The sequence below is a fragment of the Enterobacter vonholyi genome (genome assembly GCF_008364555.1).
Taxonomy (GTDB): Bacteria; Pseudomonadota; Gammaproteobacteria; order Enterobacterales; family Enterobacteriaceae; genus Enterobacter; species Enterobacter vonholyi.
The window spans coordinates 66382-82686 of record NZ_VTUC01000007.1; the positions used below are offsets into that span (position 1 = coordinate 66382).

The following is a 16305-nucleotide window of genomic DNA, read 5'->3' on the forward strand; positions in this document are numbered from 1 at the left end:
AATGTTTTGTGACAGAGTGCAAATTCAGAGCCACAAAACCCAGACATAACTTGCAATAGTTCTCTTTCTGTTCGACCTTATATCCTATTAATTACGAAGCGCAAAAAAAATAAAATCTCTCGTTCCCCACAGTGAAGTGAAACCTATGTTGATTCCGTCTAAATTAAGTCGCCCGGTTCGCCTTGACCATACAGTGGTCCGCGAGCGTCTGTTGGCTAAACTTTCCGGCGCGCATAATTTCCGACTGGCGCTGGTTACGAGCCCTGCAGGTTATGGAAAAACAACGCTCATTTCGCAATGGGCCGCGGGTAAGAGCGATCTTGGCTGGTATTCCCTCGACGAGGGCGATAACCAGCAAGAGCGTTTTGCCAGCTATCTGATTGCCGCCATACAGCAAGCAACCCATGGACACTGCGTCGCCAGTGAGGTGATGGTGCAAAAGCGCCAGTACGCAAGCCTGTCCTCCCTTTTCTCTCAGCTGTTTATCGAACTGGCCGAATGGCATCGCCCGCTTTACGTGGTGATAGATGATTACCATCTCATCACTAACCCGGTAATTCATGAATCGATGCGTTTCTTCCTGCGCCATCAGCCGGAAAACCTGACCTTAGTCGTGTTGTCACGCAACCTGCCGCAGCTGGGTATTGCCAACCTGCGCGTGCGCGATCAGCTCCTGGAAGTGGGCAGCCAGCAGCTGGCCTTTACCCACCAGGAAGCGAAACAGTTCTTTGACTGCCGCCTGAACTCACCGATTGAGGCCGCCGAAAGCAGCCGTCTGTGTGATGACGTTGCCGGCTGGGCCACGGCGCTGCAGCTCATCGCGCTCTCTGCCCGGCAAAACAACAGTCCGGCACATCAGTCTGCGCGGCGCCTGGCGGGCATCAACGCCAGCCACCTTTCTGACTATCTCGTGGATGAGGTGCTGGACAGCGTCGATCCCTCAACGCGTAATTTCCTGCTGAAAAGCTCTCTGCTGCGCTCCATGAACGATGCGCTCATCGTGCGGGTGACGGGCTGTGAAAACGGCCAGCTGCAGCTCGAAGAGATTGAACGTCAGGGCCTTTTCCTGACGCGCATGGACGATCCGGGCGAGTGGTTTAGCTATCATCCGCTGTTTGGTAGCTTCCTGCGCCAGCGCTGTCAGTGGGAGCTGGCGGTTGAACTGCCGGAGATCCACCGCGCCGCTGCCGAAAGCTGGATGGCGCAAGGCTTCCCGAGCGAAGCCATCCACCACGCGCTGGCCGCCGGTGATGCCAGCATGCTGCGCGATATTCTCCTCAATCATGCGTGGGGCCTGTTTAACCACAGCGAGCTGACGCTGCTGGAAGAATCCCTCAAAGCCCTGCCGTGGGAAAGCCTGCTGGAGAACCCGCGTCTGGTGCTGCTGCAGGCCTGGCTGATGCAGAGCCAGCATCGCTACAGCGAAGTGAACACCCTGCTGGCGCGCGCCGAGCAGGAGATGGAAAGCGAAATGGATACCACCCTGCACGGCGAGTTCAACGCGCTGCGCGCTCAGGTGGCGATTAACGATGGCGACCCGGACGAAGCTGAACGGCTGGCGATGGTCGCGCTGGATGAACTGCCGCTGGCCAACTTCTACAGCCGCATCGTGGCGACCTCCGTGCACGGCGAAGTGCTGCACTGCAAAGGCGACCTCACGCGTTCACTTTCACTGATGCAGCAAACCGAACAGATGGCGCGTCGTCATGATGTCTGGCATTACGCCCTGTGGAGCCTGATCCAACAGAGCGAGATTTTATTCGCGCAGGGGTTCCTGCAGGCCGCCTGGGAAAACCAGGAAAAAGCGTTCCAGCTGATTCGTGAACAACATCTGGAACAGCTGCCGATGCACGAGTTCCTGTTGCGTATTCGCGCCCAGCTGCTGTGGGCATGGTCGCGTCTGGATGAAGCGGAAAGCTGCGCCCGTCAGGGTGTGGATGTTCTTTCCAGCTTCCAGCCTCAGCAGCAGCTGCAGTGCCTGGCGCTGCTGGTGCAGTGCTCGCTGGCGCGCGGCGATCTCGACAACGCCCGCAACCATCTTAACCGCCTGGAAAACCTGCTCGGCAACGGCCAGTATCATAGCGACTGGGTGTCAAACGCCGACAAGGTCCGGGTGATTTACTGGCAGATGACCGGCGATAAAAAATCCGCCGCCAACTGGCTGCGCCAGACGCCAAAACCGGAATTTGCCAACAACCACTTCCTGCAGAGCCAGTGGCGCAATATTGCCCGCGCGCAGATCCTGCTAGGTGAATTAGAGCCCGCTGAGATTGTGCTGGAGGAGCTGAACGAGAACGCGCGCAGCCTGCGCCTGATGAGCGACCTGAACCGCAACCTGCTGCTGCAAAACCAGCTTTACTGGCAGGCGGGTCGTAAAAATGATGCCCAGCGCGTGCTTCTGGAAGCGCTGCAGCTGGCTAACCGCACCGGGTTTATCAGCCACTTTGTAATTGAAGGGGAAGTGATGGCGCAGCAGCTGCGCCAGCTGATTCAGCTCAACACGCTGCCTGAGCTTGATCAGCATCGCGCCCAGCGCATTCTGCGCGAGATTAACCAGCATCATCGGCACAAGTTCGCGCATTTCGATGAGAACTTTGTTGAACGTCTGCTGAACCACCCGGAAGTGCCGGAACTTATCCGCACCAGCCCGCTCACCCAGCGCGAATGGCAGGTTCTGGGGCTGATTTATTCAGGCTACAGCAACGAGCAGATTGCCGGTGAGCTTGCGGTGGCGGCGACCACCATCAAAACGCATATCCGCAATCTGTATCAGAAGCTGGGCGTGGCGCATCGTCAGGATGCGGTACAGCATGCACAGCAGCTGTTGAAGATGATGGGGTACGGCGTTTAGGTTTGTGCGGCCTGACGCCCTCACCCCGGCCCTCTCCCACAGGGAGAGGGAGAACGGCTTTTCAACACAACTCTAACTGCAAATTATTATCTTTAATTACCTGCATCACGCCCGCCGGCGGCATCACGTCGGTATAGACCGCATCCACCATGCTGATGCTGCCCATGTTCACCATCGCGTTACGGCCAAACTTGGAATGATCCACCACCAGCATCACGTGGCGTGAATTTTCAATAATCGCGCGCTTGGTGCGCACCTCGTGGTAATCAAACTCCAGCAGCGAGCCGTCGCTGTCGATACCGCTTATCCCCAGAATGCCGAAGTCGAGGCGGAACTGCGAGATAAAGTCGAGGGTGGCTTCGCCGATAATTCCGCCGTCGCGGCTGCGCAGCTCGCCGCCCGCGAGGATGATGCGGAAGTCGTCTTTCTGCATCAGGGTATTGGCCACGTTCAGGTTGTTGGTGACCACGCGCAGGTTCTCGTGATCCAGCAGCGCATGGGCGACCGCTTCCGGCGTGGTGCCGATATCAATAAACAGCGTCGCGCCGTTCGGGATCTGGCTGGCGACCTTGCGGGCAATGCGCTCTTTCTCTGCCGTCTGCGTGGCTTTACGGTCATGCCAGGAGGTGTTGACCGAGCTGGACGGCAGCGCCGCGCCGCCGTGGTGGCGAAGAATACGGTTCTGATCGGCCAGGTCGTTCAGGTCACGACGGATGGTTTGTGGGCTGACGGCAAACTGCTCCACCAGCTCTTCGGTGCTGACGTATCCCTGTTTTTTTACCAGTTCGATAATGGCGTCATGACGTTGTGTTTGTTTCATCAATTATCCCTGAGAATTATGTTCGTTTTCGCGCATGGAGCGTGTCGGCAAAGGCCATCGCCAGCCCCACGGCCAGCCCGGCGACGTGCGCACCGTTGGCGATAGACATACCAAACAGATCAAACCATCCGGCAATTAGCCATATTAACGCAAAGGTTATCAATCCGCGTTGCAGATAGATGCCGCTTTGCGGATCGCGCTCCCCGCGAAGCCAGACGTAGCCCATCAGGGCATATACGACACCCGACAGCCCGCCGAACCACGGCCCGCTGAACTTGTGCTGTACGTAGCCGCTCAACAGCGCGCTGATGATGGTGATAACGATCAGCTTGCCGCTGCCCAGACGCTTTTCAACGGCACCGCCGAGATACCACCACCAGAGCAGGTTAAAGAGGATATGCATCACCGAGAAATGCATCAGCGCGTGGCTAAAGTAGCGCCAGACGTCAAACTCAAGAGACGGGTCATAGGGCCACGCCAGGGCAATCATTACGCTCTGGTCGCCGACCACGTTCATGATAATGAAGACGATGATGCAGGCCGCCATCAGCAGCAGCGTAAACGGGCCCGCGCGCTCGCGAATGGTGGCGAGGAAAGGAAAGCGGCTGTAGTGCAATCCGCTGCCGGTCTGGCCGGACTGCCAGCTGGCCGCCAGATAGCGCGGGTCGCCAGGGTTCTCAAGAAAACGCGCCAGCTCCTCGTTTACCCGTCCGGCCTGGCTCTCATCGGCCAGCCAGACGTCGGTCTGCGTATGTTGTTGAATAGTCAGAATAACACCCTGCGTCGCCATATAGTCGACAAACGCCTGGGCGACACGCGGGTTAGTAAAAGAGGTGATCATCAACATGGGCAGCGGTCGCTTATTTCCACACAAAAGAGGACAGTATAGCGGGATCAGCGCTCAAAAGCGTATTCCACTTCCGCCGGGAAATGACGATGCCAGGCATCGAAACCGCCGTCGACGCTGTAAACCGCGTCGTAACCCTGCTGAAGCAGATACTGCGCCGCGCCTTTGCTGCTGTTGCCGTGGTAGCACATGACCATCACCGGCGTGTCGAAGTCGTTATCGCGCATAAACGCGCCCAGCGTGTCGTTGGTGAGATGGAACGCGCCCGGCGTATGGCCCATCGCAAAACTCTGCGGATCGCGGATGTCCACCAGCACCGCTTTTCCCTGGTGCATCTTCTGGTGGGCTTCTTCTACGTTAATACATTCAAACTGATCCATGGTGTTCTCTTTACAGTGGTCAACGACAAGATTTTACCCCGTAGTGTACGTCCTGGCGGCGGGTAAACGCCATTATGTTATCCATATCACTCTAAATTGTTTTTTTGATGTTACCAAAAGCGCGTTCCTTTGCTATTATGAGCGATATCGAACATTTCTGAGCTTTAACGAAAGTGCATGAGGGTGTTATGGAAACCAAAGATCTGATTGTGATAGGCGGTGGCATCAACGGTGCCGGTATTGCGGTCGATGCCGCAGGACGCGGTTTGTCCGTACTGATGCTGGAAGCTAACGATCTCGCCTGCGCGACGTCGTCCGCCAGCTCCAAACTGATTCACGGTGGCCTGCGCTACCTGGAACACTACGAATTCCGCCTGGTCAGTGAAGCACTGGCCGAACGTGAAGTGCTGCTGAAAATGGCCCCGCATCTGGCGATTCCGATGCGCTTCCGGCTGCCCCATCGCCCGCATCTGCGTCCGGCGTGGATGATCCGAATCGGTCTGTTTATGTACGATCATCTGGGTAAACGCACCAGCCTCCCGGGTTCGAAAGGGTTGCGTTTTGGCTCAGAATCGGTCCTTAAGCCGGAAATCGTGCGCGGATTCGAATATTCCGACTGCTGGGTGGATGATGCCCGCCTGGTACTGGCGAATGCGCAGATGGTTGAGAAGAAAGGTGGCGAGGTGAAAACCCGCACCCGCGCAACCGCTGCCCGTCGTGAAAATGGCCTGTGGATTGTGGAAGCGGAAGACATTGATACCGGCGAGAAATTCAGCTGGAAAGCGCGCGGCCTGGTGAACGCTACCGGCCCGTGGGTGAAGCAGTTCTTCGACGACGGCATGCATCTGCCTTCTCCATACGGCATTCGCCTGATCAAGGGCAGCCACATTGTGGTGCCGCGCGTGCATACCCAGAAGCAGGCTTACATCCTGCAGAACGAAGACAAGCGCATCGTGTTTGTGATCCCGTGGATGGACGAGTTTTCGATCATCGGTACCACCGACGTGGAGTACAAAGGCGATCCGAAGAACGTCGAGATCGACGAGAGCGAAGTGAACTACCTGCTCAAAGTGTATAACGCGCACTTTAAGAAACAGCTGTCGCGCGACGACGTTGTATGGACCTACTCCGGCGTGCGTCCGCTGTGCGATGACGAGTCTGACTCACCGCAGGCCATTACCCGCGACTATACGCTCGATATTCACGACGTTGACGGTCAGGCGCCGCTGCTTTCCGTGTTTGGCGGTAAGCTCACCACCTACCGCAAGCTGGCCGAGCACGCGCTGGAAAAACTGGCGCCGTACTATAAAGGCATTGGCCCGGCATGGACCAAGGGCGCGGTATTGCCCGGCGGTGATATCGGCGATAACCGCGATGATTACGCCGCGAAGCTGCGCCGTCGGTTCCCGTTCATCACCGAAGGAATGGCGCGCCACTATGCCCGCACCTACGGCAGTAATACCGAGCTGATTCTGGGCGATGCGAAGGACATTGCGGATCTGGGCGAGCATTTCGGCCACGAGCTGTACGAAGCCGAACTGCGTTACCTGGTTGAGCACGAGTGGGTGCGTCGTCTGGACGATGCTATCTGGCGTCGTACCAAAGAAGGGATGTGGCTCAACGCCGAGCAGCAGTCTCGCGTGGCGCAGTGGTTACTGCAAAATGTGGGGAAGCGTGAGCTGTCGCTGGCATCGTAATACGACTGGTGCGGACTGATGCCCTCACCCTGCCCCTCTCCCACAGGGAGAGGGAACAAACACTAAAAACGGCAACCGAGGTTGCCGTTTTGCTTTTATAGCCTCACCGGATCAATATGCCAGATCGTCTCGGCATACTCCTTGATGGTCCTGTCTGACGAGAAATAGCCCATATTGGCGATGTTGTACATCGCGGCGCTGGTCCACTTCTCCGGCTGGCGATAAAGTTCGTCCACCTTATCCTGACAGTCCACGTAGCTGCGATAATCCGCCAGCACCTGGTAGTGATCGCCAAAGTTAATCAGCGAATCCACCAGATCGCGGTAGCGGCTAGGTTCATCAGGGCTAAACACGCCGGTCGCGATCTGCGTCAGCACCTGACGCAACTCTTCATCCTCTTCGTAATATTGACGCGGCGAGTAGCCTTTCCTGCGCAGCGCCTCCACCTCTTCCGTCGTATTACCGAAGATAAAGATATTCTCATCGCCCACGTGCTCCAGCATCTCGACGTTCGCCCCGTCCAGCGTGCCGATGGTCAGCGCGCCGTTGAGGGCAAACTTCATGTTACTGGTACCGGATGCCTCCGTTCCCGCCGTGGAAATCTGTTCAGAGAGATCCGCCGCCGGGATGATTAGCTGCGCCAGGCTGACGCTGTAGTTCGGAATGAACACCACCTTCAGCTTGTCGCCAATGTCCGGATCCTGGTTAACCACCTTCGCCACGTCGTTGATGAGATGAATAATGTGCTTCGCCATGTAGTAGGCGGAAGCCGCCTTACCGGCGAAGATCTTCACGCGCGGCACCCATTCAGCCGTCGGATCGGCCTTGATGCGGTTGTAATGGGTGATCACGTGCAGCACGTTCATCAGCTGACGCTTGTATTCATGGATGCGTTTGATCTGAACGTCAAACAGCGCTTTCGGGTTTGCGACCACGTAGAGGTGCATCGCCAGCCAGACCGCCAGACGCTTTTTGTTCAGCAGCTTGGCTTCGCGCACGGCTTTGTTCACCGTCGGGAAATCAATATGCTGTTCCAGCTCGCTCAGCTGGCTCAAATCGGTACGCCAGGTGCGGCCGATATTCTCGTCCAGTACCTCAGAGAGCGGCTGGTTGGCCAGCGCCAGCCAGCGGCGCGGCGTGACGCCGTTGGTCACGTTGCAGAACCGCGTCGGGAAGATCTTCGCGAAGTCCGCAAACAGCGACTGCACCATCAGATTCGAGTGGAGCTCGGACACGCCGTTGACCTTGTGGCTGATGACAACCGCCAGCCAGGCCATGCGCACGCGACGACCGTTCGACTCATCAATGATGGACGCGCGGCTCAGCAGGCCGGTATCGTTCGGGTACTGCTCCTGCAGCGTCTTGAGGAAGTAGTCGTTAATCTCAAAGATAATCTGCAGATGGCGCGGCAGGATTTTGCCGAGCATGTCCACCGGCCACGTCTCCAGCGCTTCGCTCATCAGCGTGTGGTTGGTGTAGGAGAATACCTGACAGGTCACCTCAAAGGCGTCATCCCAGCTGAACTTATGCTCGTCGATCAGCAGGCGCATCAGCTCCGGAATAGAGAGCACCGGGTGGGTGTCATTAAGGTGGATCGCGGTTTTCTCCGCCAGGTTGGCGTAGGTTTTGTGCAACTGATGGTGGCGGCTGAGGATGTCCTGAATGGTCGCCGAAACGAGGAAATACTCCTGACGCAGGCGCAGCTCGCGACCCGAGTAGGTCGAGTCATCCGGGTACAGCACGCGGGACACGTTCTCGGAGTGGTTTTTATCCTCCACCGCCGCGAAGTAGTCACCCTGGTTAAATTTCCCGAGGTTAATTTCGCTACTGGCCTGGGCACTCCACAGGCGCAGCGTGTTGGTGGCGTCGGTGTCGTAGCCGGGGATAATCTGGTCGTAGGCCACGGCCAGGATCTCTTCCGTTTCCACCCAGCGGGATTTTTTCCCTTCCTGCTGGATACGCCCGCCAAAGCGCACCTTGTAGCGCGTGTTGTGGCGCTTGAACTCCCACGGGTTGCCGTACTCCAGCCAGTAGTCCGGCGACTCTTTCTGACGCCCGTCGACGATGTTCTGTTTGAACATACCGTAGTCGTAGCGAATACCGTAGCCGCGGCCCGGCAGCGCCAGCGTCGCCAGCGAGTCGAGGAAGCAGGCGGCGAGACGCCCCAGACCGCCGTTGCCGAGGCCCGGGTCGTTCTCTTCGTCGATCAGTTCTTCTAAATCTAACCCCATCTCTTCGAGTGCGGTTTTGACATCGTCATAAATACCGAGCGACAGCAGCGCGTTGGACAGCGTGCGGCCAATCAAAAATTCCATCGACAGGTAGTAAACCTGACGCGTCTCCTGCGAGAGCTGGGCGCGGTTTGAGCGCAGCCAGCGTTCAACTAAGCGGTCACGCACGGCAAACAGGGTGGCGTTCAGCCACTCGTGCTTGTTGGCAATAACCGGATCTTTCCCGATGGTGAACATCAGCTTGTAGGCGATGGAGTGCTTTAACGCCTCAACGCTGAGCGTGGGTGAAGAGTAGCTAAATGGAGCGTTCATATCAGTAACTTCGCCTCGTTACATCAAGCGTTGATAGAGATCGCGGTATGACTGCGCCGCGACGTGCCAGCTAAAGTCCATGGACATCGCCTGACGCTGAACGTAACGCCAGAGTGATGGACGGGACCACAAGACGAAAGCACGCCGAATCGCCCGAAGCAGCGACCAGGCATTACTGTCCTCAAAGACAAATCCGCTGGCGATACCGTCCGCCAGATTTTCCAGAGAGCTGTCGGATACGGTATCCGCCAGTCCGCCCGTGCGGCGCACCAGCGGCAGCGTGCCGTATTTCAGACCATAAAGCTGCGTCAGGCCGCAGGGTTCGAAACGGCTTGGCACCAGAATGACGTCCGCGCCGCCCATAATTCGGTGAGAGAACGCCTCGTGGTAGCCAATCTGCACGCCTACCTGTCCCGGGTGTTCCGCGGCGGCGGCAAGGAAACCTTCCTGCAGCACCGGGTCGCCCGCGCCGAGCAGCGCCAGCTGTCCGCCCTGCTCCAGTAAACCGGGCAGCGCCTCCAGCACCAGATCCAGCCCTTTCTGGCTGGTCAGGCGGCTCACGACGGCGAACAGCGGCACTTTATCGTTAACCTTCAGGCCCATCGCAATCTGCAGCTGGCGTTTGTTTTCCGCTTTGTCTTCAACGGAATCACGGCCATAGCGCGCCGCCAGCAGGAGATCGGTTTCCGGGCTCCAGATCTGTTCATCCACGCCGTTCAGAATGCCCGACAGGCGGCCTTCGCGATGGCGCTGCTGCAGCAACCCTTCCATGCCATAGCCAAACGCCGGCTGGGTGATCTCACGCGCGTAGGTTGGGCTCACCGCCGTGATGTGATCGGCGTAATACAGACCCGCCTTCAGGAACGAGATCTGCCCGTTAAACTCCAGACCGTGCATGTTAAAGAACGACCATGGCAGATCGATGTCATTCATGTGATGGGCGTAGTACATCCCCTGATACGCCAGGTTATGCACGGTAAAGACCGATTTCGCCGGGTGGCCGCGCGCGGCGAGATACGCCGGGGCAAGCCCGGCGTGCCAGTCGTGCGCGTGCACCACATCCGGACGCCAGAACGGATCCAGCCCCGTCGCCATTTCGGCGCCGACCCAGCCGAGCAGCGCAAAGCGCAGCACGTTGTCGGTGTAGGCGAACAGGTTCGTATCGTGATACGGGCTGCCCGGGCGATCGTATAAGTGCGGCGCGTCGATCAGGTAAATCCCTACGCCATTGTAATGTCCAAACAGCAGGGTAATGCGTCCGGCAAACGTTTCACGGCGGGTCACCACTTTTGCATCGGGTATACCGCGCCGGATATCCGGAAAGGCGGGCAGCAGGACTCGGGTATCCACGCCTCCGGCGATTTGCGCCGCCGGTAATGCGCCAAGCACATCTGCCAGTCCGCCCGTTTTTAATAACGGGAACATCTCAGAACATACGTGTAAAACCTGCATCATCGCTCCTGTTTGATCTGCAGCTTCCGCAACATTTCCCGTGTGACTAACACGATCCCCTCTTCCGAACGGTAGAAACGACGCGCGTCTTCTTCCGCATTCTCCCCAATAACCATCCCTTCAGGGATGACGCAGGCACGGTCGATCACGCAACGACGCAGACGACACGAGCGCCCTACCCAGACATCCGGCAACAAGACTGCCGAATCGATATTACAGAATGAATTTATCCGCACGCGCGGGAACAACACCGACTGCACCACGACCGAACCGGAGATAATGCACCCGCCGGACACCAGCGAGTTCAGCGTCATACCGTGGCTGCCGGAGCGGTCCTGCACGAATTTGGCCGGCGGTAGCGACTCCATATGGGTACGAATCGGCCAGTTCTGGTCATACATATCCAGTTCAGGCGTGACCGATGCCAGATCGAGGTTCGCTTTCCAGTAGGCTTCCAGCGTACCCACATCGCGCCAGTAGGGTTCCGCATTCGGATCGGACTGTACGCAGGACAGCGGGAATGGATGTGCATACGCCATGCCAGCTTTCGTGATTTTCGGAATGATGTCTTTACCGAAGTCGTGGCTGGAGTTTTCGTCTTTGTCGTCTTCTTCCAGCAGCTCATAAAGATAATCTGCGTCAAAGACATAGATCCCCATGCTGGCGAGCGATTTGGTGTCATCGCCCGGCATGGTTGGCGGATTCGCCGGTTTTTCAACGAAGTCGATAATTTTGTCGTCGGCATCCACGTGCATGACGCCAAACGCCGTCGCTTCGGCAACGGGCACAGGCAGACACGCCACGGTGCAGCGCGCCCCTTTTTCGACGTGGTCGATCAGCATGTGGGAGTAATCTTGCTTGTAGATGTGGTCCCCGGCGAGGATCACGATGTATTCCGCGTTATAGCGACGAATGATGTCGAGGTTCTGGGTCACCGCATCCGCCGTACCGCGGTACCAATTCTCGCCGTGAACGCGCTGCTGAGCAGGAAGGAGATCGACAAACTCGTTCATCTCTTCGCTGAAGAATGACCAGCCGCGCTGGATATGCTGAACCAGCGTGTGCGACTGATACTGCGTAATGACGCCGATGCGGCGAATGCCCGAGTTCAGGCAGTTGGAGAGCGCAAAGTCGATGATGCGGAACTTACCACCAAAGTGAACAGCCGGTTTGGCGCGCTTGATGGTCAAATCTTTCAGACGGGTACCACGCCCACCCGCAAGGATCAGGGCAACCGTTTTTAATGGTAGCTGGCGTGCCAACATTAAGGGATCGTTCTTCTCTAATCTAACCATGACTAACTCCTTTTTTATCATCTTTGGAATACGCACACTCCGTGCGCAGGCCCGTGCCAGACAGCCATTACTACCGGATTATCCGCTCCGGCAAAGGGGGGAACGGCGCGCCACTCCCCGTCAGGTAAAACAATCTCTGCGACGTCATCCGTCGCGTTCAGCGTGACCAGCCATTTATCCGACAGCAGGATTTGCAGGCGTGGTACGCCGTGTTGCCACTCTTGCGCGCTTAAAGGTTGCGCGTCTTTATTCAGCCAGCGAACGTTGCCGTCACCCTCTTCCCACCAGCTGTTGGCGGTCAGCGCGGGGATCTGCTGGCGAAGATGGATCAGCGCAGCGGTGAAATGAATCAGCCCGCTGTTGGCTTCCCCCCAGTCGAGCCAGGTTAAGGTGTTGTCCTGGCAATACGCATTGTTATTACCGTGCTGGCTGTGACCATGCTCATCGCCTGCCAGCAGCATCGGCGTGCCCTGCGACAGTAAAAGCGTTGTCAGCAGCGCATGAACGCTGGCGCGTCGCCGCTCTATCACATCCAGACTTCCGCCTAACCCTTCTATACCATGATTAAAGCTATGGTTATTGTTAGTGCCATCGCGATTCTCTTCGCCGTTCGCCTCATTGTGTTTCTGATTGAAACAAACGCAGTCCCTGAGCGTAAAACCGTCGTGCGCCGTCAACAGGTTGACGGTGGCCGACGGACGTTTGCCGTCGCGCTTAAAAAGATCGCTCGACGCGGCAAAGCGCCCGGCAAATTCCCCCAGCGACAGATTGCGTTCCAGCCAGAAGCGGCGTACGGCGTCGCGGTAGTGATCGTTCCACTCGGCAAACAGCGGCGGGAAATTCCCGACCTGATAACCGCCTTCGCCAATGTCCCACGGCTCGGCAATGAGCTTCACCTGCGAGAGCACCGGACAGTTTTTTATCGCCTCGAACAGCGGAGCCTGCCGGCTGAACGCCGGCGTGCGCCCCATCACGGGCGCCAGGTCGAAACGAAAACCGTCGACGTGGAACGTCTCAATCCAGTATTTCAGGCATTCATACGCAAAATGCGTGACCGCCGGATGGCTGAGGTTGAGCGTGTTACCGCAGCCGGTCCAGTTCTCATAATCGCCATCCTGCCTGATCCAATAATAGCTACGGTTATCAATTCCGCGCATGGAGAGCGTCGGACCGTCGAGATCGCTTTCTGCACTGTGGTTGAGCACCACGTCCAGAATGACCTCAATGCCCGCCGCGTGGAGAGCCTTCACCGCATCGCGGAACTCGTCCCGCGCTTTTTCCGGAAGGACGGCATAGCGCGGTTCGAGCGCGAACATCGCCAGCGGGTTGTAGCCCCAGTAGTTGCTGAGCCCCAGCCGCTGCAGACGCGGCTCGCTGGCAAAATGGGCAACGGGAAGCAGTTCCAGGGCGGTGATACCGAGATGTTTCAGGTAGGCGATCATGGTGGGATGCCCGAGTGCCTTATAGGTGCCGCGCATCTCTTTGGGGATCGACGGGTGCAGGTACGTCAGCCCTTTAACGTGGGCTTCATAAATGACGGTATTGCCCCACGGCGTGTGCGGCGGGGCATCGTCTTCCCAGTCATAAAGATCGTTCACCACCACGCTTTTAGGCGCGACGGGCGCGCTGTCGCGGTGGTCGGGCTCGCCGTAGCCTACGTGGAACAGAGGGTCATCTTTAAACTCACCGTCCACCCGGTGCGCGCACGGATCAATCAGCAGCTTCGCCGGGTTAAACCAGTGACCCTGCGCCGGATCCCACGGACCGTGTACGCGAAAGCCATAGTGCATGCCTGGCCGTCCTCCGGCCAGGTAGCCGTGCCAGGTATCCCCCGTGCGCGCGGGTAAATCGTAACGGTGCTCGTTACCTTCCCCGTCAAACACGCACAGTTCTACCCGCTCGGCGTGAGCGGAAAAGAGGGTGAAATTGACACCCTTTCCGTCAAAACGCGCCCCGAGCGGTTCGGGTTTACCTGCCGTAAGCTGCGTCATTCGCCCTCCCGCATCAGCCAGATGGTGCCAAGCGGCGGCAGCGTCAGGCTCAGGGAGTTGGGTCGCCCGTGGCTTTCTATGGCGTCACTCTGTACCAGCCCGCCGTTACCGGCGTTGCTGCCGTGGTAGTGCATCGAATCGGTATTCAGAATTTCACGCCATTTTCCCGGCTGGTTAATGCCGAAGCGGTAGTGTTCGCGCGGCACCGGGGTGAAGTTGCTGGCGACGATGATCTCGTTACCCGCTTTGTCACGTCGCACAAAGACAAACACCGAGCGCTCATGGTCGTCCACCACCAGCCATTCAAAGCCGTACGGATCGAAGTCGAGCTCGTGCAGCGCTTTGTGGTGGCGATAGGTCAGGTTCAGATCGCGCACCAGACGCTGCACCCCGTGGTGCCAGTTGTCGCCGCCTTCCAGCAGATGCCAGTCGAGGCTGGCGTCGTGGTTCCACTCGCGTCCCTGGGCGAACTCATTGCCCATGAACAGCAGTTTCTTACCCGGGAAGGCAAACATCCAGCCGTAATAGGCGCGCAGGTTGGCAAACTTCTGCCACGCGTCGCCAGGCATGCGGTCGAGAATCGATTTTTTACCGTGTACCACCTCATCGTGCGACAGCGGCAGCATGAAGTTTTCGGTGTAGTTGTAGAGCATCCCGAACGTCAGCTTATCGTGATGATACTTACGGTGAACCGGGTCCAGCTTCATGTAGTCGAGCGTGTCGTGCATCCAGCCCAGGTTCCACTTATACCAGAACCCCAGGCCGCCCAATGACGGCGGACGGGAGACGCCCGCAAAGTCGGTGGATTCTTCCGCCATGGTCACGGCACCGTCCACCTGCTCGCCGATAATGCGGTTGGTATTGCGCAGGAACTCAATGGCTTCCAGGTTTTCACGGCCGCCAAACTCGTTCGGGATCCACTCCCCCTCTTTGCGGCTGTAGTCGCGGTAGATCATCGACGCCACCGCATCGACGCGCAGGGCATCAATACCAAACCGCTCGATCCAGTACAGGGCATTCCCGACCAGATAGTTGGCGACCTCACGACGACCGTAGTTGTAGATCAGCGTGTTCCAGTCCTGGTGATAGCCTTCGCGCGGATCGCTATGCTCGTACAGCTTCGTGCCGTCAAATTCTGCCAGCGCGAAATCATCCGCAGGGAAATGGCCCGGCACCCAGTCGAGGATGACGTTCAGCCCGGCGGCGTGCGCGGCATCAATGAAATAGCGGAAGTCGTCGCGCGTGCCAAAGCGGCGCGTTGGCGCATACAGCCCGGTGGGCTGATAGCCCCAGCTGCCGTCGAACGGGTGTTCATTGACCGGCAGCAGCTCAAGATGAGTAAAGCCCATCCATTTGGCGTACGGCACCAGCTGGTCGGCAAGCTCCCGGTAGCTCAGCCAGAAGTTGTTATCGGTGTGGCGGCGCCAGGAGCCGAGATGAACTTCATAGACGGAGATCGGCGCATCAAAGCGGTTGGCCTGTTTACGCTCTTCCGTCTGGACGACCTTCTCCGGCAGGCCGCAAATCAGCGACGCGGTATCCGGGCGCATCTGCGCTTCGAAGGCATACGGGTCGGCTTTAATGCGTAGCTTGCCGTTGGCGTCGATCATCTCGAATTTATAAAGCTGCCCGGGGTGCGCCCCGGGGATAAAAAGCTCCCAGATGCCGGTTTCCCGGCGCAGGCGCATCGGGTGGCGGCGGCCATCCCAGTAGTTGAACTGGCCGACAACGGAGACGCGCTGGGCGTTAGGCGCCCATACGGAGAACCGCGTGCCGGTAATGCCGTCCATGGTATCGGCATGGGCACCCAGCGTTTCATAAGGTCGAAGATGCGTCCCTTCGGAGAGCAGCCAGGCGTCCATCTCTTTTAAGAGCGGACCAAAGCTGTAAGGATCGTCAATCAGGTTTTGCTGACCGTGCCAGAGAACGGCGAGCTGATAGCGAAAAGGGTTTTTACGACGGGGCATTACGCCCGAGAAGAAGCCACGCGAATCGAGGCATTCAAGATTACCGACCTTGCGGCCAGTTTTGGGTTCAATCACCCAGACTTCTGTGGCATCCGGTAATAGCGCCCGAACTTCCAGACCCGCCTCAGTACGATGCATCCCAAGCACAGAAAAGGGGTCAGCGAAATGACCCGCAATAAGCGCATTAATCACGTCTCTATCCACACGATCGGACATGGTATTCATCCTGTTTTTTATGTCGTCCTTTTTAAGCGCTCCGGGACGACTTTTAATGTGACCTGAACGGGACAGCACAAAAATGTGCATCCATTCTGCTCCGTTCGAACCTCAGGTAAGAAATGACTCTTCCTTAAAGCATAGCCAACGCTCTAGATGACTCCTGATAAAAAATAAGACATACGCGTGTTACTCCATGTAGTACGCAAAAAAAAGGGGTGAAAATCACCCCCGGTAGTTAACAAA

The 16305-nt window shown here is 57.7% G+C and carries 10 protein-coding genes; 2 read left to right on the top strand and 8 right to left on the bottom strand.

Going from position 1 to position 16305, the window contains the following annotated elements; translation table 11 throughout:
- Positions 1 to 145: 145 nt before the first annotated feature.
- The gene (gene malT, locus F0319_RS13245; RefSeq protein WP_008503059.1) at positions 146 to 2851 is read left to right on the top strand and encodes an HTH-type transcriptional regulator MalT; all 2706 of its coding nucleotides are present in this window, start codon (positions 146 to 148) and stop codon (positions 2849 to 2851) included.
- A gap of 61 nt (positions 2852 to 2912) precedes the next feature.
- Here malT and F0319_RS13250 read toward each other — a convergent pair whose 3' ends face one another.
- The 3 genes from F0319_RS13250 to glpE are packed head-to-tail and all read right to left on the bottom strand — an operon-like array spanning position 2913 to position 4898.
- Positions 2913 to 3671, bottom strand: a complete 759-nt coding sequence (locus F0319_RS13250; protein WP_008503060.1) for a DeoR/GlpR family transcriptional regulator — start codon at positions 3669 to 3671, stop codon at positions 2913 to 2915.
- Positions 3672 to 3687: 16 nt separating this feature from the next.
- The gene (gene glpG, locus F0319_RS13255) at positions 3688 to 4518 is read right to left on the bottom strand and encodes a rhomboid family intramembrane serine protease GlpG (protein WP_111963755.1); all 831 of its coding nucleotides are present in this window, start codon (positions 4516 to 4518) and stop codon (positions 3688 to 3690) included.
- Positions 4519 to 4565: 47 nt separating this feature from the next.
- Positions 4566 to 4898 (bottom strand): thiosulfate sulfurtransferase GlpE, encoded by a 333-nt coding sequence (glpE, locus tag F0319_RS13260; protein WP_008503062.1) that lies wholly within the window; start codon positions 4896 to 4898, stop codon positions 4566 to 4568.
- Between the two features lie 188 nt (positions 4899 to 5086).
- On the opposite strand from glpE, the gene glpD reads away from it, so the two are divergent.
- Positions 5087 to 6595 carry a glycerol-3-phosphate dehydrogenase gene (gene glpD / locus F0319_RS13265; protein WP_111963753.1) on the top strand — a complete coding sequence of 503 codons (1509 nt, stop codon included), beginning with the start codon at positions 5087 to 5089 and terminating at the stop codon, positions 6593 to 6595.
- Between the two features lie 95 nt (positions 6596 to 6690).
- Here the strand turns inward: glpD and glgP are convergent, their stop codons facing one another.
- The 5 genes from glgP to glgB are packed head-to-tail and all read right to left on the bottom strand — an operon-like array spanning position 6691 to position 16059.
- A complete protein-coding gene (gene glgP / locus F0319_RS13270) occupies positions 6691 to 9138 on the bottom strand; it encodes a glycogen phosphorylase (RefSeq protein ID WP_149367158.1) in 2448 nt (815 codons plus the stop codon).
- 18 nt (positions 9139 to 9156) lie between these two features.
- A complete protein-coding gene (gene glgA / locus F0319_RS13275; RefSeq protein ID WP_008503065.1) occupies positions 9157 to 10590 on the bottom strand; it encodes a glycogen synthase GlgA in 1434 nt (477 codons plus the stop codon).
- The gene (gene glgC / locus F0319_RS13280; protein ID WP_008503066.1) at positions 10590 to 11885 is read right to left on the bottom strand and encodes a glucose-1-phosphate adenylyltransferase; all 1296 of its coding nucleotides are present in this window, start codon (positions 11883 to 11885) and stop codon (positions 10590 to 10592) included. The genes glgA and glgC overlap by 1 nt, the downstream gene beginning before the upstream one ends.
- A 17-nt stretch (positions 11886 to 11902) precedes the next feature.
- Positions 11903 to 13876, bottom strand: coding sequence for a glycogen debranching protein GlgX (gene glgX / locus F0319_RS13285; protein WP_149367159.1), 1974 nt, complete (start codon positions 13874 to 13876; stop codon positions 11903 to 11905).
- Positions 13873 to 16059, bottom strand: coding sequence for a 1,4-alpha-glucan branching enzyme (glgB, locus tag F0319_RS13290; RefSeq protein ID WP_149367160.1), 2187 nt, complete (start codon positions 16057 to 16059; stop codon positions 13873 to 13875). The genes glgX and glgB overlap by 4 nt, the downstream gene beginning before the upstream one ends.
- Positions 16060 to 16305 lie beyond the last annotated feature (246 nt).